The sequence below is a fragment of the Paenibacillus sp. PL91 genome, from assembly GCF_012935325.2.
Lineage (GTDB): Bacteria > Bacillota > Bacilli > Paenibacillales > Paenibacillaceae > Pristimantibacillus.
The window spans coordinates 1-19,777 of sequence record NZ_JABBYG020000041.1 but is presented as its reverse complement, the minus strand read 5'-3'; the positions used below and the strand labels follow the sequence as shown (position 1 = coordinate 19,777).

19 protein-coding genes are annotated in these 19,777 nt (G+C 45.2%); 13 read left to right on the top strand and 6 right to left on the bottom strand.

Annotated elements, in window-relative coordinates:
• Window positions 1–10: 10 nt before the first annotated feature.
• Entirely contained in the window at window positions 11–103 is a 93-nt protein-coding gene (locus HI950_RS34800; RefSeq protein WP_411268196.1) for an IS3 family transposase, read from the top strand.
• Between the two features lie 123 nt (window positions 104–226).
• Here HI950_RS34800 and HI950_RS34795 read toward each other — a convergent pair whose 3' ends face one another.
• On the bottom strand, window positions 227–625 hold the full coding sequence (locus HI950_RS34795; protein ID WP_317618507.1) for an RICIN domain-containing protein: 399 nt from the start codon (window positions 623–625) through the stop codon (window positions 227–229).
• A 194-nt stretch (window positions 626–819) separates the two neighbouring features.
• Between HI950_RS34795 and HI950_RS34790 the strand changes: the two genes are divergently transcribed.
• The 7 genes from HI950_RS34790 to HI950_RS34760 all read left to right on the top strand — a co-directional run bounded on the left by HI950_RS34790 (window position 820) and on the right by HI950_RS34760 (window position 9,242).
• Complete coding sequence (locus HI950_RS34790; RefSeq protein WP_169091561.1) at window positions 820–1,611, top strand: alpha/beta hydrolase; 792 nt, start codon at window positions 820–822, stop codon at window positions 1,609–1,611.
• 649 nt (window positions 1,612–2,260) lie between these two features.
• Window positions 2,261–3,244, top strand: a complete 984-nt coding sequence (locus HI950_RS34785) for an ABC transporter permease (protein ID WP_169091559.1) — start codon at window positions 2,261–2,263, stop codon at window positions 3,242–3,244.
• A gap of 17 nt (window positions 3,245–3,261) precedes the next feature.
• On the top strand, window positions 3,262–4,143 hold the full coding sequence (locus HI950_RS34780; RefSeq protein WP_169091557.1) for a carbohydrate ABC transporter permease: 882 nt from the start codon (window positions 3,262–3,264) through the stop codon (window positions 4,141–4,143).
• Between the two features lie 65 nt (window positions 4,144–4,208).
• Window positions 4,209–5,777, top strand: coding sequence for an extracellular solute-binding protein (locus HI950_RS34775; protein WP_169091555.1), 1,569 nt, complete (start codon window positions 4,209–4,211; stop codon window positions 5,775–5,777).
• A gap of 104 nt (window positions 5,778–5,881) precedes the next feature.
• A complete protein-coding gene (locus HI950_RS34770; protein ID WP_169091553.1) occupies window positions 5,882–7,642 on the top strand; it encodes a sensor histidine kinase in 1,761 nt (586 codons plus the stop codon).
• Window positions 7,620–8,333 (top strand): response regulator transcription factor, encoded by a 714-nt coding sequence (locus tag HI950_RS34765; protein WP_114384102.1) that lies wholly within the window; start codon window positions 7,620–7,622, stop codon window positions 8,331–8,333. Before HI950_RS34770 ends, HI950_RS34765 begins: the two co-directional genes overlap by 23 nt.
• Window positions 8,334–8,360: 27 nt before the next feature.
• Window positions 8,361–9,242, top strand: a complete 882-nt coding sequence (locus HI950_RS34760) for a beta-L-arabinofuranosidase domain-containing protein (RefSeq protein ID WP_169091551.1) — start codon at window positions 8,361–8,363, stop codon at window positions 9,240–9,242.
• A gap of 689 nt (window positions 9,243–9,931) precedes the next feature.
• Here the strand turns inward: HI950_RS34760 and HI950_RS34755 are convergent.
• Window positions 9,932–10,813, bottom strand: coding sequence for a LysR family transcriptional regulator (locus HI950_RS34755; RefSeq protein WP_223285691.1), 882 nt, complete (start codon window positions 10,811–10,813; stop codon window positions 9,932–9,934).
• A 110-nt stretch (window positions 10,814–10,923) separates the two neighbouring features.
• On the opposite strand from HI950_RS34755, the gene HI950_RS34750 reads away from it, so the two are divergent.
• The 3 genes from HI950_RS34750 to HI950_RS34740 are packed head-to-tail and all read left to right on the top strand — an operon-like array spanning window position 10,924 to window position 13,564.
• Window positions 10,924–12,153: a YbfB/YjiJ family MFS transporter gene (locus HI950_RS34750; protein WP_169091547.1), complete on the top strand. Its 1,230-nt coding sequence runs from the start codon at window positions 10,924–10,926 to the stop codon at window positions 12,151–12,153.
• 37 nt (window positions 12,154–12,190) lie between these two features.
• Entirely contained in the window at window positions 12,191–13,054 is an 864-nt protein-coding gene (locus HI950_RS34745; protein WP_317618506.1) for an alpha/beta fold hydrolase, read from the top strand.
• A 12-nt stretch (window positions 13,055–13,066) separates the two neighbouring features.
• Window positions 13,067–13,564, top strand: coding sequence for a DinB family protein (locus tag HI950_RS34740; RefSeq protein WP_169091565.1), 498 nt, complete (start codon window positions 13,067–13,069; stop codon window positions 13,562–13,564).
• A 714-nt stretch (window positions 13,565–14,278) separates the two neighbouring features.
• Here HI950_RS34740 and HI950_RS34735 read toward each other — a convergent pair.
• The 4 genes from HI950_RS34735 to HI950_RS34720 all read right to left on the bottom strand — a co-directional run bounded on the left by HI950_RS34735 (window position 14,279) and on the right by HI950_RS34720 (window position 16,619).
• Window positions 14,279–14,944, bottom strand: coding sequence for an SOS response-associated peptidase (locus tag HI950_RS34735; protein WP_169091543.1), 666 nt, complete (start codon window positions 14,942–14,944; stop codon window positions 14,279–14,281).
• A 17-nt stretch (window positions 14,945–14,961) separates the two neighbouring features.
• On the bottom strand, window positions 14,962–15,351 hold the full coding sequence (locus HI950_RS34730; RefSeq protein WP_169091541.1) for a hypothetical protein: 390 nt from the start codon (window positions 15,349–15,351) through the stop codon (window positions 14,962–14,964).
• Entirely contained in the window at window positions 15,309–15,848 is a 540-nt protein-coding gene (locus HI950_RS34725; protein ID WP_169091539.1) for an ATP-dependent DNA ligase, read from the bottom strand. The genes HI950_RS34730 and HI950_RS34725 overlap by 43 nt, the downstream gene beginning before the upstream one ends.
• A gap of 411 nt (window positions 15,849–16,259) precedes the next feature.
• The gene (locus HI950_RS34720) at window positions 16,260–16,619 is read right to left on the bottom strand and encodes a DUF3139 domain-containing protein (protein ID WP_169091538.1); all 360 of its coding nucleotides are present in this window, start codon (window positions 16,617–16,619) and stop codon (window positions 16,260–16,262) included.
• Window positions 16,620–17,142: 523 nt separating this feature from the next.
• Here HI950_RS34720 and HI950_RS34715 point away from each other — a divergent pair.
• Together HI950_RS34715 and HI950_RS34710 are read left to right on the top strand one after the other, a co-directional pair.
• A complete protein-coding gene (locus HI950_RS34715) occupies window positions 17,143–17,649 on the top strand; it encodes a hypothetical protein (protein WP_169091536.1) in 507 nt (168 codons plus the stop codon).
• Between the two features lie 188 nt (window positions 17,650–17,837).
• Window positions 17,838–19,589 (top strand): stalk domain-containing protein, encoded by a 1,752-nt coding sequence (locus HI950_RS34710; protein WP_169091534.1) that lies wholly within the window; start codon window positions 17,838–17,840, stop codon window positions 19,587–19,589.
• Window positions 19,590–19,777: the final 188 nt, after the last annotated feature.

The following is a 19,777-nucleotide window of genomic DNA, read 5'->3' as shown; positions in this document are numbered from 1 at the left end:
TAAGAGGGACATTGAAGCCTACATTCATTTTTACAATAACGAACGATTACAAGCAAAACTAAACGGCCTCAGTCCAATGGAATTTAGGACCAAGGCCGCTTAAATGCTTTATTATTATTTGTACTGTCTACTTGACGGGGTGCAGTTCAGACTTTATTTTTCGGTCCAAGGCTGCCGCTGTTTCTATATTCAAGCCAGTCTAACACTTTATTTTCATCGAACAACTCTAATTAATCTGAACCAGCTGCCACTGTTGATTGAGATCGCCGCGGTACAGATTTTGCTGAATCTTCGCTCCATCGGCCGTGGAGGATCCGACAACTTCGACCGCTTTGTTGCTGTTCACGTTGAGGACGCTCCAATAGCCGTTGCTCATTTTAATCAATCGGAACTGCTGCGCGGTATTGGAGAGATCCTGCATAAGCTGAATCGCTTCCTCGTTGTTTTTCGTTCCGTTACGAACATCCATGACTTTGTTGTCAGACGAGCTTACGCTTCGCAATTCGTAATAGTTATTGTAGGTGCCTTGATCCGTGACGACCCAGCGCTGTGCGGTCGCATTGTTGTCCGTCCACTGTTGAAGCTGCAGCGCGTTCGTGTTCTGGCCTCCCGGTACCTCGAGTATTTTACCCGAAGCACGGTTGACGAGTTTGTAAGTCGCTCCATTCGTGACTCCATTCCATATGCCATTCCAAGGATTAAACTGCGCGCGTTCATAGACGAGCGAGAAGTATCCATTGACAGGTTGTTTGCTCAGTAGGGAAAGTTTATAATTTTCGGCAGTTAAACAAATGCCATCAGAAAGGGGAACGAAATACGATGAGTTCGATTGACCATGATTCGATTAGACATACCGCTCCGCCAGGATTTGACCAGTACAGGGAGGACATTTCCCGCGGCCAAATTGAAACGGTTGAATACTTCTCTACGACGGTGGGCAGCAAGCGCAAAGCGATGATTTACATCCCTCCCGGTTATTCCGAAGATCAAAGGTATAACGTTCTTTATTTATTGCACGGTATCGGCGGCGACGAGGCGGAATGGTACAATCATGCGGGGCCGCAAGTGATTCTTGATAATTTGTATGCAGAACGAAAGCTTGCGCCCATGATCGTTGTCTTGCCCAACGGTCGTGCCATGGCGAACGACCGGGCGGAGGGAAATCTATTCGACGCGAACAAATTAAAGGCGTTCGAAGACTTCGAATCCGATTTGCTGCATGATCTCATTCCTTATATGGAATCGAACTATTCGGTTCTAATAGGGAGAGAGAACCGTGCTCTGGCCGGTCTATCGATGGGAGGAGGGCAATCGCTCAATATCGGTTTAGGAAATCTCGATCGATTCGCTTGGATCGGCGGTTTTTCTTCCGCGCCTAATACGAAGGAACCCGAGCTGCTTGTCCCGAATCCGGAAGAAGCGTCGGCTAAGCTCAGACTGCTCTGGCTGTCATGCGGGCTTCTTGACAACCTTAAGTATGTCAGCGATCGGACGCATTCCTATTTGGAATTGAACAATGTGCCACACATTTGGTACGAGGAGAGCGGAGGCCATGATTGGCCGGTTTGGAAAAACGATTTATACCATTTTTCCCAACTTATATTTAGATAACCTGTCTAGCGACTGACGGTACAGCGGTGAATAATAATCGGAGGCTGCGGATTCAAGGCAGGCATCAACGGCACATCGCAAGGCGTTTCTACAACCGCACGTTGATGAATCAAATGGGCATGAAGCCGCTCCAGCAATATTTTGAACGAAGATAATTGTAATTGAGAAAATTTTACTATGTAACAACTCCCTGCCTGATCGCTTATGGATATATCTTTTTGAATAGAAAAACTGTGATTTGGAATTTTATCGGAGGGATGTGATGATACGGCAGTTGCAGTTGCATTACTAGATAGAACTGGATTTTGGGCATGCATAAACGTTCATGACTTGTTAGGACGGTTGCGGGAAGTTAACCCGTTACCGTTCTTTTTCGTATGTCACATATTTTAGACGCATTCAACATGGGAGATTAAATGGTCTCGTCAGGCCGCTCGCCAGATACCAATACTCGATCCCGAGACATCATTTCCGACCGCAGCACGGTATTCCCGGTTCGTGAAGTGGTTGTACCTCACACCTGTAAAATGAACGACAAGTCGACTTAGCGTGAGACTTGAGATCAAAAAATGACAACGCTTTCTTTAAAATGTTGGCTTACGAAGCTCTCTCCCTCCGGTGTAGACTTGATATCAAGGGAGGGACATATATGGATCTTGGCACACAAATGACAAACGGTTCAGCCAATAATCAAAGTCGAACGGATTATTGGAAGCGATTCAAAAAACAAAAGGTACTTCATCTTTTCGTGGGGCTCGGAATGATTTTCCTGCTGATCTTCGCCTATTCTCCAATGTTCGGCATCGTGATGGCGTTCAAAAATTATTCCATCTCCACCGGAATAAGAGGAATCTTCACAAGCGAGTGGGTCGGCCTTAAACACTTCGACGAGTTCGTCAACGATTATCAATTCGGAACCATTGTCCGCAATACGCTGGTCTTAAGTTTTCTCAAAGTGATCTTTGCCTTTCCGGCTCCAATACTGCTGGCGATTTTGCTGAACGAAGCGAAAAATCTACGGTTCAAGAGGTTTGTCCAAACCGTCAGCTACTTGCCCCATTTTATTTCGTGGGTAGTAGTAGTAGGACTAGCTTTCGCTTTCCTGTCTGCCGATATCGGCCTTGTCAACAAGGCGCTGATGAGTCTCGGTTGGATCGACAAGCCGCTCGACATTCTTACGAACCCCGATCATTTCTGGGGGCTTGCGGTAGGAAGTGCGGTGTGGAAGGAGATGGGTTGGTGGACAATCATTTTCTTGGCCGCCATCGCGGGAATTAATCCTTCCCTGTATGAGGCCGCGCAAATCGACGGCGCAGGGAGATTGGCGCGTATTCGCCACATTACGTTGCCCGGCATGCAGGGAACGATCATCGTCGTGCTGATCTTGACGATAGGCAGCATATTGGGCGGAGGTCTGGTAGGCTCGAATTTCGAACAAGCTTTCCTGCTAGGCAACAGCATCAACAATCCAACCTCGGAAATCGTGCAAACCTACGCGTTCAAGGTGGGATTAAGGGACGGGCGCTTCTCGTATGCGGCTGCCATCGATTTGACCCAATCTGTGATCTCCGTGACGCTAATCTTCTCCAGCAACTATATCGCCAAGCGATTGTCGGGATCTAGCTTATTTTAGGAAGGGGGAGACAGGCGATGACGCTTAGCCAACGACAAAAGGATCGCATAATGGATGCAGGAGTCGCGATCGTACTGTTCATGATCATGCTGTGTATGCTTTATCCGTTTTATTACGTTCTTATTTTATCATTTAACAAGGGGACTGATTCGCTTCTCGGTGGCGTTTATTTGTGGCCACGGACCTTCACATTCGAGAACTATGCCCGCTTTTTGAATGATCCTCATTGGTATCAAGCCTTTTTGGTAACCATTTCGAGAACCGTTTCAGGAACCGTGCTGGGGGTTTTGTTTACCTGTCTTGTGGCATACGGGCTCTCGCATCGCGATCTTATGTTTCGTAAAACGTATTTCACGATCGTTATTTTTGCGATGTATTTCTCGGGAGGACTTATTCCCTACTATGTGGTGCTTCGCTCACTTGGGCTTCTGAATTCATTTGGCGTATACATCATCCCATCCATGCTGAGCACATTTTTCTTGTTGATTGCCATCTCGTTTTTCCGGGAAATTCCTCAGGAACTGAAGGAATCCGCGCATATAGACGGAGCCAATGAAATCGTCATTTTTTACAGAATCATAATGCCGGTATCCATGCCCCTAATCGCGACTATGGCTCTTTTCACAGGTGTTGGTCAATGGAATTCCTGGCTGGATTCCGCTTATTTCGTACAATCGGAAGAATTGAGAACGCTTGCATTCAGAATGATGGAAGTGATCAACAAGAGCAGTGCACCCGTAGACGCTCTTGCCGCAGCGAATAAAGCGGCAGCCGGTGTTACAAGCTATTCGCTTCAGGTAGCGGCAATGGTTGTCTCCATTGCACCAATTGTATGCGTATATCCATTCCTTCAAAAGTTTTTTATCCAAGGTATTATGTTGGGTTCAGTAAAAGGTTAACCGATTCGCATAATATTAAAGCGCATGCTTTGATATATAATAAAACATTCATTGGAGGGGTTACATTGAACAAATTCAGAAGCAAGAAATTTTTGTTCTTATCGCTGGCAGTTATGCTGGTGCTTAGTTTGCTGGCCGCATGCTCCCAAAATACGGCTGATCCCGGAGAAAGCAATGAACCCGGGAACGAAACGAGTTCGAACAGCGGAGAAGAAGTAAAGGAGCTTTCGTTGTTTATCGATGCTCCTTGGTATCCTGTAAAGGAATGGAAGGGTTCGGTTGCCGAGAAAATTACAGAGAAAACAGGCATCAAGCTCAAAGTTACGGTTGCAACCGACGATAAGCAACTTCCCCTCATGATCGCTTCGGGAGATCTTCCGGATCTTGTTTTCACCAACGCCAACATCGACCGGATGTCCGATTCCAAGCTCTCCTATCCGTGGAACGAGCTGATCGAGAAATATGCGCCTGAATTCAAGATCGACAATACAAGAATCGCGATCCATACGATGGATGATGGCAATTTCTATACGGTCCGTAACTCTTTTGCGACTCAGGAGGAAATGGCGCAAAATAAATATGCGATCGGCAGCGATGGCAATCCCGGGATCGCCGTGCGTGAGGATATACTGAAAGAACTCGGCAATCCGTCCATCCAGTCGCTGGACGACTTTACGAAAGTACTGGGAATGGTTAAAGAAAAGTATCCCGATATGGTACCGCTCATTATGGATAAAGATTGGATCGAGCAATACTTCATTCAGCAGATCGGCGTGGAAGCACTGATGGATGGCTGGTACGAGCAAGACGGAGAAATTGAATATGCCATTAAGCATCCGAAAATGCTCGATTACTTCAAATTTATGAATAGCTTGTATCGAAACGGTTATATTCTGGCGGAGAATTTCGCTCATGCGAATGACCAAATCGACGATCAATACGCAACAAGCGGAAAGGCATTTGCTCATAGTCATACAGTAAACGTGGCGGATATGGATAATATCGCTGTTAAAAAAAATGGAGGAGCTTATACGTTCAAGATGCTGCCGAGCGCCTTGTCAAGCGATGCTAAGTCGGTTAGTACGGGTCTTGGCTTTGCCGGCACCTTCATCACAAAGGAAAACAAAGATCCTGAAGCTTCAATTAAGTTCATTGAGTATTTGGCAAGCGACGAGGGCAAGAAATTGACTATGTTCGGGGTTGAGGGCGAGCATTGGACTTGGAACGAAGAAGGATATCCGAATCTGAACTATGATCCGTCGGACAGCGAATTCGTGAACAGCAACGGCATTAAATGGTGGTATTTGTATAATGACGGGATCACGGAAGGCATGCTTGGATATGTTCCGGGTACGCAAAAGACGCAAGCCTTGATGGAAAGGAAAGCGATGACGATATATAAACCGGAAATTGGCTTAATCCAGACGCAGCCGGATTCGGAGGAAAAAACGATTAAAACAAAAATTGACGAAATGATCAAAAATGAAAAGGTGAAAATTTATTTGTCCAAAACAGAGGAAGAAGCAATTGCCAATTACGAAAATATGATTAAAACCGCAGAGAGCATGGGCCTGCAAAAGCTGGTGGATTGGGCAAATCAAACGTATCAGAAGAAAAAGGATTTGTTTAAGTAAGAGGGTTGTCCGGTAGAGGCTATAATTGCTTCTCCCGGACTTTGCTTGCTCATGGTAATATAAAGACAAGACATAGCGATTAAGATCGGAGTGAGTTTGTCCCCATGAGCATTACGCGTAAAATGATTTTGGGATATATCATTCTTATTTTCATTCCGGTTCTCGGCTTCGGGTACCATTACTACACACAAACTTATGGCAATCTGACCAGACAGTTCGTGGAAAGCCGGCAAAAGATTCTCGAGCAGGCATATGCCAACATGAAAAGCGATTTTATACGCATTCAATCGGTTCAGCGTTTGCTGCAATATAATCCTTATGTCACGGATTATCTGGATGGCGTGTACCAGACCGATGCGGATAGCGTTTATGCGCTTATTCGCTACATTCGGCCGCTGTATACGCAGTCGTTGTTCGCCAATCCTGAGATTGAATCGATTGTCATCTACAAGATGAAAAATCGCGTTTTACCGGTAACGGATCTCTTCCGTGATCAATCTTTGCTAAATGCGCAAATCGAAGAGAAAGTCGAACATTTGAAACCGGGCAAAGGGTTGTGGATACGCGAAGAGCCCGAAGCGGAAAAGCCTGACTTGATCTATTATCAGCATATTTACAATACGCAATTTACGGAAAGAATCGGGCTTCTGGAGATTCGAATTCGTAATAGTCTGATTGGGAATTTTTACGCTGCGGCAGGAGTGGAAGGGAATTGGCACGCCTTCTTGTTGTCACCTGATGGTCGACCGCTTAACGAAGGCGAGGCGGCATCGGCGCTTGACGAACAGACTCTACATCGGTTGGGGCAAGACGATAGTGCATTTTTCATCAATCGAAAGTCGATCGTCAACGGAATAAATATCGATGAACTGAACGTTAGAGTCGTTGTTGCGGGACGAGCCGGCGAAGTTTTTTATTCGATCAAGCAGCGAGAACTTATTTTAGTAACATTAATCGTCCTTTTGTTGGTCGGCTTGTCCGTTGCTTATTACGCGATGGCATCGACCATAACCAAACGGATTCTGAGATTAGCCAGATTTATGCGAACGTTGAATAACGATAATTTGAGACAGCACATCATTAAGCACGACAAGTTGGATGAAAAGGATGAAATCGGTTTTCTTACAGCCACCTACAACTCCATGGTTCAACGCGTGGACGAATTAATCAATAATGCACACCGCGCCGAGCTTCGGAATAAAGAAGCCGCTTACATGGTACTGCAGGCGCAGATCAAACCGCATTTTTTGTACAATACCCTTGAAACGATCCGAATGGTCGCCGAATCGAACAACGACAGAGAGGCCGCGGATATATCATTCTGGTTTGGGAAGCTAATGCGATACAGCCTGTCATCGAAGCAGGACGTGACGACTCTTGAGAGAGAACTTGAAATGATCACCTTCTATTTGAAAATCCACAAGATGCGCTTGCAGGCCAGGCTAACTTACGAAATTGACGTTTCAGTCGAGGCGAAGCATATTGCGTGTCCTCGCTTTATATTGCAGCCGATAGTGGAGAATAGCATCGTGCATGGCGCGTCCGCCGTTCTCCGGCCCGTTCATGTTCGGCTTCAGGTAGAAGAGACGCCTGAAGAAATCCGGATCAGGATAGAAGACAACGGCCCTGGAATTGCGTTAGATAAACTGCTCGCCATTCAAAATCAAATAACGAATGGATCAGAGCTCAGATCGGAAGGGGAAGAAAGCCGGGGTATAGGCATTTATAATGTAAGCGAGCGTATCAAATCATTTTTTCGCGGCACTTCAAGGCTAAACCTTGAAAGCAGGCAAGGGGAGGGGACCTGCGTCACTATCATCATCGATAAAGGGGAGGCGAAGAATGAAAGTATTGATCGTGGATGACGAGCCATTGATTTTGAACGGCATTGTCAAGATCGTCAACGAGTCGATGCCTCTCGGTATGGAGGTTCGAGCTGCTTCCAGCGTGCCCGAAGCGCTTGATGTGATGAAAGCCTATCTGCCGGATGTTACCGTGACGGATCTGCACATGCCCGAGAAGAACGGATTCGATTTGATTGAAGAAGCCAGAGAATCGGGATTATGCGACCGCTTCATCATTTTGACCGGATACGAATACTTTGAATATGCGCGGAGAGCGCTGCGTGCGGGGGTCGTCGACTATTTGATGAAGCCGGTCGATAGGGATGAAATCGCGGAACTGCTGAAACGCATTGCCGAGGAGCTTCCCATCGAGCGTGATTCCAGCGGCTACGCTATTCATGCCCAGCGCATCTTGGCCTACTTGGACAAGCATTATATGCAGGATCTTTCGCTGGAGCATCTTGCAGGGCTGATGGATCTACATCCGCACTATATCAGCAGATTGTTCAAGAAGGAAACGGGAGAAAACTTCGTAAACTACTTGAACGGCCTGCGAATTCGCGAAGCGAAGAAGCTGCTCAACCATCAGCAGCATCTTACGGTCAATGCAATCGGTCAGCGGGTAGGGTTCGAAAGCAATCATTACTTTTCTAAAGTATTCAAGAAATTTACGGGGGTTACCCCCGGCGCCTATCGTGAAGACCGCACTTAAACTTATACGGAATAGAGGTGTCCGGCCATGTTCACCAATTTTAAACTGGATGATGTGAAGCTGATGGATCTCTGCATTGTTCGCCGCCGGGAACTCGTTAAGCAATATGTGGCGGACTTCGATATCGACAGATTGATGCATACGTTCAGAATCAATGCGGGGATAGCTTCGAACGCAGAGCCGTTAGGCGGATGGGAGGGTGTCGGGAGCGGGCTGCGAGGGCATTTTGTCGGTCACTATTTGTCGGCGTGCTCCAGATTTGCATTTGCCGACAAGGATGAACGTTTGAAGGCTAAAGCGACGGAGATCGTCGATATTATGGAGCAGTGTGCCAAGCCGAGCGGCTATTTGAGCGCATTCGAGGAAGAAAAGCTGGATGTGCTGGAGCTGGAGGAGAATCGGAACGTCTGGGCGCCTTACTATACGTTGCACAAGATTATGCAGGGGCTGATTGACTGTCATATCTATTTGCGCAGCTCCAAAGCGCTGACGCTTGCCCTGAAGCTGGCGCATTACATTCATGGCCGATTTCAGAAGCTTTCCTATTTGAAAATAGACGGGATGCTCCGCTGCACGAAGGTTAATCCGGTCAATGAATTCGGCGGCATCGGCGATTCTCTCTACACCTTATACGAATTGACCGGAGACAAGTCTATGCTTGAACTGGCCCGCGTATTCGACAGAGATTACTGGACCTTGCCGCTTGCAATCGGCAGGGACGTGCTGGACAATCTGCACGCGAACACCCACCTGCCCATGATTATCGCCGCCATGCACCGATACAATGTTACCGGCGAGGAACGGTTCAGGACGGCAGCCGTTAACTTCTATTCCTTTCTGCAGGGCAGAACCTTCGCGAACGGGAATAACAGCTCCAAGGCAACCGCTTATTTTAGTCGTAGGCCTTGAATTATTTGAAGTTTAAACTAATATCTTAGTAGTGAGAATGTAGTGAGAAAATATTCTGTATTTAAAGGGGGGCGACCCCCTCGCCTCGCCTCCACCAAACCATGAAAAACCCGATCTCGTGAGGTCGGGTTTTTGCATTTGTAATATTTGATAAGGCGAATCTTTTTGTTGAGCTAACGGGCAGATTACGTTAATGCACCGTGAGTTTAAAGTGGCTGATATTGCCTCTGTTAATAAGCTAATTCACTGGATTATCGAGATTCTTACCTATAAACCGCGTTTGGTAATCCTATTTCGGGTTGCTGTAAACTTGAATCGATCGATTTCTCCGACTTCTGCCAGTATTGTTGCATTCGGCGGGCCATCCTCGGATGGCCCGCCATATTTACGTTCAGCTGATTGTATATTCGACACGATGGGTTTAAGAAAGAATGATAGGGTTAAATTGGCATGATTATGGACGTGGAAGAAACGGTGTACCGGCTACAGGTCTGAATCATCAGACGCTGACCAAATAGAGTGGCCGGTCAAGGCGATTGGATCATCGCTTTTGAGCGAGAAGCGGTTCGATGAAATAGACGCAACCGATATACCCCCTGATTCGGTCTTGAACCCGGATCGGGATCTTTTTTTGTGCTCAGCTGAAGTTAAGACAGCTATCACTGTCACTGATCAGTGACACCGATTGACTAATGGACCGCCCTGATTGCGTCCATTAACAATAACGATGACTTGCCCAAAAGGTCTTTATTTTTATAAACAATGCCTAATGAGACTATCGGATTTATATCGGCGAAAGGTCTGATGACCAAGGAACCTTCCAGTTCCAGGCCGCTGTACATAGGAACAAAACCGACACTGAATGCTTCTTTGATCATTTGTTGAATCACAAAGAAACTTCCAACCTCAATGCAAGAGAAAGGATGTTTGCTGGTTTCACGGACAGTCCTTTCCCAAAGCTCCCGGTAGATACAAGTAGGTTCTTTGACCAGAACGGTTAGCCCCGCGAAGTCGCTCGCCCCGATGTCATTCCGATTGGCTAACGGGTGATCCGCTCTCATCATCACTCCTAATTTTTCCTCGATCAGTGGTTCAAACCCCAGCATAAGAGCAGCCGATGGGACGGAGCATATGCCGAAATCCAATTCGCCAGTCCGAACCCTCTCCGCGATCGACTTGCTTCCGCTCACTTCCATGGTCAATTGCACTTTCGGGCGAGTCGTACAAAAGTCGGCTACGACGGTTGCAAGTCTCTGGCTAGCGATGGGCTCAATGGCTGCGAAGTGAACGGTTCCGCCGTCCCCCGCAGCAATATCGGAGATGGTCTGCCTCATGGATCCGATAGAGTTCAGCAGAACTGAAGCCTCATTGTGGAGCCACCGACCGGCTTCGGACACGATCACGCGTTTGCCATCGCGTACGAATAAAGAGACGCCTAGATCAGCTTCAAGGCGCTGGATCTGAAGCGTTACCGTTGAGGGAGCGTATTGGAGTTCCTCGGCAGCTTTCTGAAAATGACCTAGACGCACGCAGGCTTCAAAGGTTTTTAAGGCTCGCAGATCCATTGTCATCCCCCGTGGTTTAAGATTTATGAATAATTCATTCATATAATTCAATTTTACAAAACTTTCCCGCAATCGTACACTAGTGTCAACAAATTATTGTAGGGGGAAGATAGGCTATGGGCACGAGATCGGCATTCAACTGGATCACTCTGTGGGCATCACTTTTGTTTGTCGTTATTCTCGGTTTTTCTCGGCTTTCTTACGGTATGTTCATGCCCGGGATACAGAGGGAGATCGGGGGGAGCTACGGTCAATTGGGCATATTAGGCACAGTCAATTTTGTGGGGTACTTGGTTGGCACCCTGTGTCTTTCTCCTTTGATCTCGCGGTTTCCGGAACATAAGCCTGTCATCAATCGATTGACGTGTTTCTTGCTCGGACTGGCTATGTTCGGATCGGCATTTAGCCAACATTTCATTCAACTCGGGTTATGGCGATTCGCAATCGGCTTGTTCTCGGCTTTCGCGACGGTGTTAGTCCTGTCCATTGCGTTGGATGCTGTTCGACCGACGGAACGAGGAGTGGCATCTGGTCTTATCTGGCTGGGCGGCTCCGCCGGCATTCTGGTGACGGGATTATTCGCCCCCCTCACCATAGATCCTTCTCACTCTCAGGGGTGGCGGTATGCTTGGGCGGCTATGGGCTTATTCGGCCTTATTGCGGCGTTCGGTTTCGAGTTTATAACTGTAAAGCGGGGATCTACAAAAAAAAACTCGTCGACGGCTCCAAGAGATCAAGAAGACATGAATGTATACCGTCTCCTGTTGAACCCGAAGAAGCTCTTATTCTTAATCGGATCTTATTTCTTCTTCGGTTGGGGATACATCATTTACTTCACGTATTTGATTCCCTATCTGGTGAGCAAAGGCATTCCGTCCCTCTATGCCGGGTTGATTTGGTCCGCCATTGGGTTCGCGGGTCTATTTAATGGATGGATTGGAGGGAGAGCAATCGACCGTTGGCCCAGCGGGTATACACTTGCGTCAGGGTTAACTTTGGGGACACTCGGAGTAATTGGCGTAACCACCAATAATCTGTTTATTACGGCATTGGGCGCGGTTATGATTGGGCTGGTCTCCTTTATTACCCCGCCGCTGATGACGACTGCACTTCTTCGGAGACATGTCCCAGATCGCGCCTATGCGACATGCCTCAGCTTAGCCACAGCCTTTTTTGCCGCGGGGCAGATTATCGGCCCTATCGTTGGGGGCGTAGGGGTCGAACGGTTCGGTTTGCAATTCGGCGTCGCGTCTAGCGCGATCTTTATGGCGATAGCCGCCGCGTTGGCCGGTTTGTATGGGCAACAACAAAGAGCCGTCATTTCTCTCTCGGAGGCTGAGAATTAATTCTTAACGATGACAAAAGCTGTCACCATTAGCGATTATGATGAAGTTGAGGGAGATTAGAGTTGAACAAAGAGGAGTGAAATTGATGTCGAATACCGGTTATAATTGCTCGGCAATAAGGAAATTTTTTCACTTGGGAAATCTTCGGCTTTCTTACCTTGATTATGGCGGTGATAGTGAACGAGTGCTCGTTATGTTGCATGGGTATATGGCTAATGCAAGATCATTCTCGGAGCTGGCTGTGCGTTTCAAAGATTGGAGGGTGATTTCAATGGATCAACGCGGACACGGTTGGAGCGATCATCCAACCGGGAAGGAATACGCAAGGGATGATTACGTGGATGATATTCTGCATCTGATTCAGTCAGAGCTTGGGGGACATCCGGTCACGATCCTGGGGCATTCCTTGGGCGGATTGAACGCTTATCAATTCGCGGCCCGTTATCCCGAATTGGTGCAAGCTGTTATCGTCGAGGATATCGGTGCGGAGATTAACGCCGATTTCATCTTTGCCGACAAACTTCCCTTCCGATCGGCTTCTTTAAAGGAACTGAGACAATCGCTTGCAAACATAGGGCTCCGGGCCATCGACTATTTTGCCGAAAGTGTATTTGAGGATGAACTCGGTTGGGGATTCCGAACGGATCTGAAGGGACTGCAAGTATCCGTACCCCAATCCAACGGTGTGTGGTGGGAGGACTGGTTAGGGTCGAGTTGCCCGATCCTGCTGATTCACGGTGGGAAAAGCTTCATTCTTGGCACCGAACAAGCGAGATGGATGGAAGCAAGAAGGCCTAACACCAAGCTGATCGTGTTCGAACAATGCGGTCACGGTGTCCACTCCGACGATTTAAACGGTTATTATCAGGCAGTGAATGAATTTCTAATGGAACAAAAATAAGGGGTTGAGATGATGTACCGTACGGTCGAAGATTTTTTAAACGAATGGAAGAATGAAGCCATATTAACTCAGAAGATGCTGGACGGTTTGACCGATGAATCGCTCTTGCAGCAGGTTTATCCCGAAGGACGCACGTTGGGAAGGATCGCGTGGCATTTCGTTACGAACATTCCGGATTATTTAACTGAGTTTGGAGTCGCGGTTGTGAAAGTGCCGAATCAGAACGAAGTGCCATTAGCAAGGGAGATCGCGGATACCTTTCATGCGGTAAGCATAGAGGTAGCGAAAGCACTTCACGAGCAATGGACGGATGATACGTTGAAGCAAATCCAAAATGCATTCGGAAGAATGGAGTCCAACGCAACAATCTTCATGGGATTGATCAAGCACATTGTACATCATCGAGGCCAAGTTACGGTTCTAATGCGCCAAGCGGGGTTGCCTATACCTGCGTTATATGGTCCTTCGAAGGAAGGTTGGACCCGATTGGGGGTAATTCCTCCGCTTTGAGTGTGCGTCATAGTATTCCGAATAATTACAGATCTCTTATTCGAAAGTCAAGGGCACCCGACCGGATGCCTTTGACTTTCGCTCTATAGATGTTACGGTGGGCCGTATCACAAGTAAGGTGGAAAATTCGTTGAATCAAGGCAATTTAAAGGGAATTCCTAGCTTTGAAGTGATTTAATACCATAGGCTATAAGAATAAACAATTTGTGGAGAATGAAGCAGTATCCTGTTAGCTCCGAAGCTTTAAATGGAGAGAGGACTCCTTTTGGGACCAGTAAAACTATTCATACAGACTGCGCGGTGAAACGCATCATCTCTCCACTCCACTAACATTCTAATCTTCGCAGATCTGCGAATTGTGGATTTGCTAAGCCGCGGTTCGCTCCACCATGAAAACCTAGTCTCGAATGATTATGAGGTCTGGGTTTTTCTGTGTCCTAAAATTGTAGACGGATTGAGGACATCAGAAACGTGACACGATAGTTGAATAATACATGGATGAGCATGCGCTACGGTGGCATGCTCATTTTATTAAGCTAACGGGTATCTAAAGTTCAATAAAACAGAGGTATTCTAAGGCTTTATTTCTAGTCTATGGCTGTCGCTGTTTCTTTTTTGGGGTTCAGTTGTCTTACTGTTAATAATTAGGGAAGCCGCGTGGGAGCAATAAATTCAGCTTAATTCTTCATATGAATACCAATTACATTATTTCACCTATTTCGAATTCAGAGGTACTTCATCAATCAATGATGCGTTTGAATTTTTTACATTGCCTACATCCTTAGAGACGATATACTTAATCATATGATCAGTAGGGTATGTCTTAAGGAAACGCAAGACTTCTTCAGTTTCACGATCCAACCAAGCGTCCGTATCGGTTAATATAACTGGCATTCTATTGTGGACATCCGAGACTAACTCATTAGGATCTGTAGTGATAATCGTACAGCTTTGTATGACTTCACCTTTCGGATCCTCCCAAGTATCGTAAAGGCCAGCGAAAGCATATACACCTTTCGATTTCAATTGAAACCGATAAGGTTGCTTTCCGTCTTCTTGCTGGCGCCACTCGTAAAATCCATCGCTAGGAATCAAAATCCTATTTCGTTTTATTAAACTTCGGAATGCTGGCTTCTTTTCAATTCCTTCAGCACGCGCATTAATCATTTTGTATGCAATCTTAGGATCTTTACTCCAAAAAGGAATGAGTCCCCACCTAAATCCTTCTAACACACGTTTTCCATCACGGTTGATTATTCCCGGCACTAATTGAGTTGGAGCTACGTTGTAACGTTTGGAATATTCGAAATTCGATATATCAACGGAGAAAGTGTTAATTATCTCATCTAGTTCAGATGAAATGGTATACCGGCCGCACATGAAGCATACCTCCTACATTATTTTTCTCCAAAACCAATCAACTTAGGCTGCCGCAATATACCATTATCGCTAAATTCCAGTGCCGTAACCCTACAGGGGAACGGGACGCTTAGCCATCGAACATCTGATTTCTTCATGCCAGCGGTGAGGTTCGGAAATGGACATTCTCCTGCGTTCTGCTCCATAAAATGCTTCAGCACTTTTTTAGATGCTGCATCAATACCCGAAACATGGCCTACATAGCGACCCTCAAATCTAAGAACAAGACTCGAAACATATCCAGCCTTAAGTTTTATTCCAACCACTTCCGCAATTATCCGCACTTCTTTGCGCTTTTTAAACCAATATCTATGCTTTTTAGCTTCTACATATGGGCTATCCAGTTTTTTGATATGATGCCCTCCCACTCCCTAGTATTTACCCAATCCCAAAGCGCAGGTCCATCGAATACGAGGCCAGTAACAAATACCCGCTGTTGCTTTATCGGAAACTTTGCAGCAAGCCTTTCATAGCGGTCTTTGAATGGGAGTGAGCGAATATCTTCTCCGTAATCGTAAAGCATGTCAAATGCGACAAAAATGAGGTTTTCATCATATTTTTTACGGTTGACCCCGACGAGGACGCGCTGAAAGTTTGGGCGGCTGCCGTCAAAGTATGCAATCTCGCCATCTAGTACACAGGCACCGATGCGCATCGGACTAAGTAGTTCAACGATCTCAGGAAAATGATCGTTGCGCGGCTCTACACGTTTAGAGAATATTTCAACTCCTCCATTTCCATCCAGCCTGACCAGCATACGAACACCGTACCATTTGATTTGATAGCCCCAACCAGGTCCTGTAGGTATATCAGGAGAAGTGATGGGCGCCATAGGGACAACAGGCATTTCCATATTAGTATGCATATACTCCCACCTATTCATTATTTATCGAGTAGGGTGCACATGTAATGGGAAAATATACTGGTAATAAAAAAGCCCTCAACCGTATTGGTCAAGGTCAGTCGCTCCTAGAGCCTTACTGATTGGTACTAAAACCTGATTATTAATTCCTCGATATGATATAAATTATGTCTTCTTTTTACTTAGTTTCATTAAGCTAACGGGCAGGTTTGCGTGGTGATAACCGGTAGGTTATGTTGAACAATTGCGCAGGAAAGTTCATCAGAAGAGGACAATTAGAAGATAAAAGCGAATATATCTTAAAATTTGGCTATGTTAAATCTCAATGTTGATTATTAGCCAAAAAATAAACGCCCCGTAAAGGGCGGTTTAATAAGTTATCGTGCTTCGTTAGGTGGATGACGTAATAAAGAATTACTCAGCATGTTTAAAATTTTTATCATCCTTACCTTCCATAGGAGCAACGCCATTTTGAGTTATATCTTTGTTTTCTGATTTATAGTTATATTTATAACCATAAATTACGTTCGGCTCATCGTTAAAAACTACATTAATGGCGTAAGGACCTCCGAACTTGCCATCTCCTGATTTATAATATTTAACTTCGATATTAAACTCATTTTCTTTGTAGCCTTTTGAAACAAGATGAGCGACCACTTTCTGTTTAACCGATTCTTCAGATTCTGGTGGTCCTGAAAATATATTGCAACCAGTTGAAAGAATACTTATTGCCAAAATGATAATTAGTAAAGCAGCATTTCTCTTAAGAATCATGCATATCTTCTCCCCTTAACAATTTTTTGTTTTTTCAACGGGCACCGAGGCTCCTGCTTTAAAAATCGTTTCACTATCGGTCTCCGTTGAGTAACTACATTCATAATCTTCAGACATTAGATAAAAAACCGTATCAACAATAAGTCTAACATAGCCTAAAATTTAAAGACAGTAAGGAAGATAGAAAGTAGGTGCTTAAAATAGGTTTGGACATATATTTTATACCAATTATTTTATTGTTAATCATCATGGTGTTTGTGTTGTTAAGCATGCAGTCAAGTCAACAAAAGCATAATAAAGACCTTGTAGATGCTATATACAGATTAATTGAAATTACAAAAAAGAATCAAAAAAACTAAACTTGGCATTGAACTAACAGGTACGATAGTTGAACATACAAGGGGCAGCTTGCTACGGCAGCTACTCCATTTCTTTATTAAGCTAACGGGCAGTTTAACTGAATACTCAACACAACATTTTTCCATATTTTACGTCTATAAACAAAAGGAGGAGATAAATCATTATGAAATACTTCAAACTCGCTCTGCTAATACTTGTTTGCTGTGGATTATCAGCATGTTCATACTCAAGTAATAATAAAGACCAAATGCCAAAAGAAATGCCAAATGATTTTGCCTTCTCTGTCCGCTTTGGAGTAGGTAGCAAAAACTTAATTGATTCTTTTAATGGAGTTGTTGTTAAAGACTTAATCTCCGCTGGTATTGCTGAGGCGAAAATGACGTTTACACAGGATGAAATGCTAAGTATTTATGAGCAAATGGTAAAAATAAATGTTTTAGGAACAAAGGATTTAATCAATGATTCAGGTTGCAGAGTAAAACCACACGGTGAGGACATATGGCAAATAAGGATAGGTAGTGAAGAAAAAACAGTACAGTGGTCGGGTGAGTATTGCGAGGTTACTGGGGATATAAAGCAACTAAAAGACTTGCGTAATTTCGTTTTAGAAATAGTGAAAAACAAAGGTGAATATAAGAAATTACATGAACCTGAAGGCGCCTACCTATAACTTCCGACCGTTCAACTAACGGTACAATAGCTTAATAAACTGCACCACGAGGCTGCCGCGAGATTGATCGGCAGCCTCGTTTTACTAACGGGAAGATAAGAAATATTAGATGAAACTATTTAACTTTGTTGGACGTTAGAAAAATGAGAAATGTTATGCATGTTAATTGAAAAAGGGAGATGAAACGTTTGAAGAAATGGTTTACCATGGCTATGGTTTGCAGTGTCGCTTTGGGAAGCGGAAATGGACTAACAGCCCAAGCTGCAGAAACGGTGGCAGTGCGGTCCGAAATGCGAACAGCGTTCGATCCTGCGTTTCCGGAAATATTGCGAAAAGATTTGAAGGAACTCTATACAAGTATGGATTATTCAGTCGTATTGCCAACTTATGTACCGATGCCGGACGGAAAAGTGTTTGCGTTTGACCATAAGATTGAAGCGATCGGATATACGTTGAATGCTTATTTAGGCAAGAATGCTGATACCGCAGCAACGGATAAGAATTTGATCTACACCATATCCTCAGACACAGACAAATCAAGGTCATTAATGCCTGAAGGGAAATTATACCAGAAACTGCCCAAAAAAAATGATTGGACGGTATACTATGCCACCTCGGAGGTTACCAATTCCGAATATTTCACATTAAAGCAGAAGTTTTCGACTGCTGTTGAACTACTCCCGCTGTTACCAAATTCGAAAGGTGATCTATATTTTTATAAGAAGGATGGAGTGCTCTCTGTAGCGGCAAGTTGGAGTTATGACGGTCAAACCGATTACCGGTTTGTTTCGGAGTGTGCAGAGCTGTCTTTTGATGAAAAATTCGCTCTCCTTCGCAGCATGCGCCCAGTATTAAATCTTTTTGAGAAAGCGGATGCGTATGTACTGCCGGAAGCCCGTACGTTAGATCTGAAATTCAACAGTACCTTGCTTGAACAGAGGGAAAATAACAAGAAGATGCAGCTTTCGAAAACTCCGTTTTTATATAAGGGTTCGGTCTATTTGCCACTACGCGACTTGGGAACATTGACCGGTATGGAAGCGCATTATGTAGCTCAAGATCAGACAGTATATTTTATGCCTCGTGACCACAATCGGGTGGGGATGGAGTTGAATGCGCTCACGGGAGAAGTGAAATCCCGCGGAGTCTCTATGGGCAAGACAACTGTGCTGAATAAGGAAGGAAGGCTACTGCTTCCGGTGAAGTTTTTTTCCGAACAGTGGGGGCTGGACGTTGTTTACAATGCTGAAAACAAGTCAGTTACAGTTAATGACTCTCAATTTACGACAAACCAGAATATAACCAGAGATCAGAATGCCGAAGAGCTGACGATGAGAGTACTCAGTGTAAGTGGGCCGATATTCCTTTATTCAAACAAGTTTTTTTATACAGGTGGGTGGGGATATAATAATCTGAAGCCTCCAACTGGCTATTCATCATTGAAATATTCTGTTCAACAAATCAGCGTACCACTCATTCCTGGCCAGAACGAAATCGAACTAACCAATATTCACACCAAAAAAACGATCGATACTATAACGCTCCAGAACACCCTGCCTGCCGACAAAGTCCCCTTCCGAGGTGGAAACACCCAATTTTATGACAACATGTCCAAAACAGTAACGCTCTCAACGAATGATGGAACAGTGAAAGTGTGGGGCGGCGGATATGCAGAAGCGAAGAAGGAAGTTACGGTTACAGGCATGATCAGTAAACCAGCTTTCGACTCTATCAGAATGGTTGTGAACGTGAACGGAAAAGACAGTGGGCAAGTAGTTTCTGTGCCTTCGCCTGGAGGCGATTTTTTATTCAAGATTCTTCCAGACAAGGGGCCAGGGATTTATGAGGTGAGCCTGTATAATCCAAAAGGATCGCTGCCCTCTACAGAAGCAGGGGAAATGATGGCGAATTTCGTGTCATTCGTCATTCGATTTCAATAGTTCGACATGAAGCGGTCAGCTCCTGTTTGAAGAGAAACTGGAAACTGGAGTTATTTTTTGCGCTGTGAATTTCTAGAACTCATCGGCTGCTATAGCCAGCACGTTGTTGAACTAACGGGCAGTATTGCGGAGGAGTCAGTAGGTAGTAAAAGGAAATATTCCGCTACTTCTCGAATTTATACTAAGAG

Bases quoted from the DNA above. Each gene is read 5' to 3' on its own strand.
- HI950_RS34790 (WP_169091561.1), top strand. From the start codon at position 820: ATGAGTTCGATTGACCATGATTCGATTAGACATACCGCTCCGCCAGGA.
- HI950_RS34785 (WP_169091559.1), top strand. From the start codon at position 2,261: ATGGATCTTGGCACACAAATGACAAACGGTTCAGCCAATAATCAAAGT.
- HI950_RS34780 (WP_169091557.1), top strand. From the start codon at position 3,262: ATGACGCTTAGCCAACGACAAAAGGATCGCATAATGGATGCAGGAGTC.
- HI950_RS34770 (WP_169091553.1), top strand. From the start codon at position 5,882: ATGAGCATTACGCGTAAAATGATTTTGGGATATATCATTCTTATTTTC.
- HI950_RS34765 (WP_114384102.1), top strand. From the start codon at position 7,620: ATGAAAGTATTGATCGTGGATGACGAGCCATTGATTTTGAACGGCATT.
- HI950_RS34760 (WP_169091551.1), top strand. From the start codon at position 8,361: ATGTTCACCAATTTTAAACTGGATGATGTGAAGCTGATGGATCTCTGC.
- HI950_RS34755 (WP_223285691.1), bottom strand. From the start codon at position 10,813: ATGACAATGGATCTGCGAGCCTTAAAAACCTTTGAAGCCTGCGTGCGT.
- HI950_RS34750 (WP_169091547.1), top strand. From the start codon at position 10,924: ATGGGCACGAGATCGGCATTCAACTGGATCACTCTGTGGGCATCACTT.
- HI950_RS34745 (WP_317618506.1), top strand. From the start codon at position 12,191: ATGATGAAGTTGAGGGAGATTAGAGTTGAACAAAGAGGAGTGAAATTG.
- HI950_RS34740 (WP_169091565.1), top strand. From the start codon at position 13,067: ATGTACCGTACGGTCGAAGATTTTTTAAACGAATGGAAGAATGAAGCC.
- HI950_RS34735 (WP_169091543.1), bottom strand. From the start codon at position 14,944: ATGTGCGGCCGGTATACCATTTCATCTGAACTAGATGAGATAATTAAC.
- HI950_RS34725 (WP_169091539.1), bottom strand. From the start codon at position 15,848: ATGCATACTAATATGGAAATGCCTGTTGTCCCTATGGCGCCCATCACT.
- HI950_RS34720 (WP_169091538.1), bottom strand. From the start codon at position 16,619: ATGATTCTTAAGAGAAATGCTGCTTTACTAATTATCATTTTGGCAATA.
- HI950_RS34715 (WP_169091536.1), top strand. From the start codon at position 17,143: ATGAAATACTTCAAACTCGCTCTGCTAATACTTGTTTGCTGTGGATTA.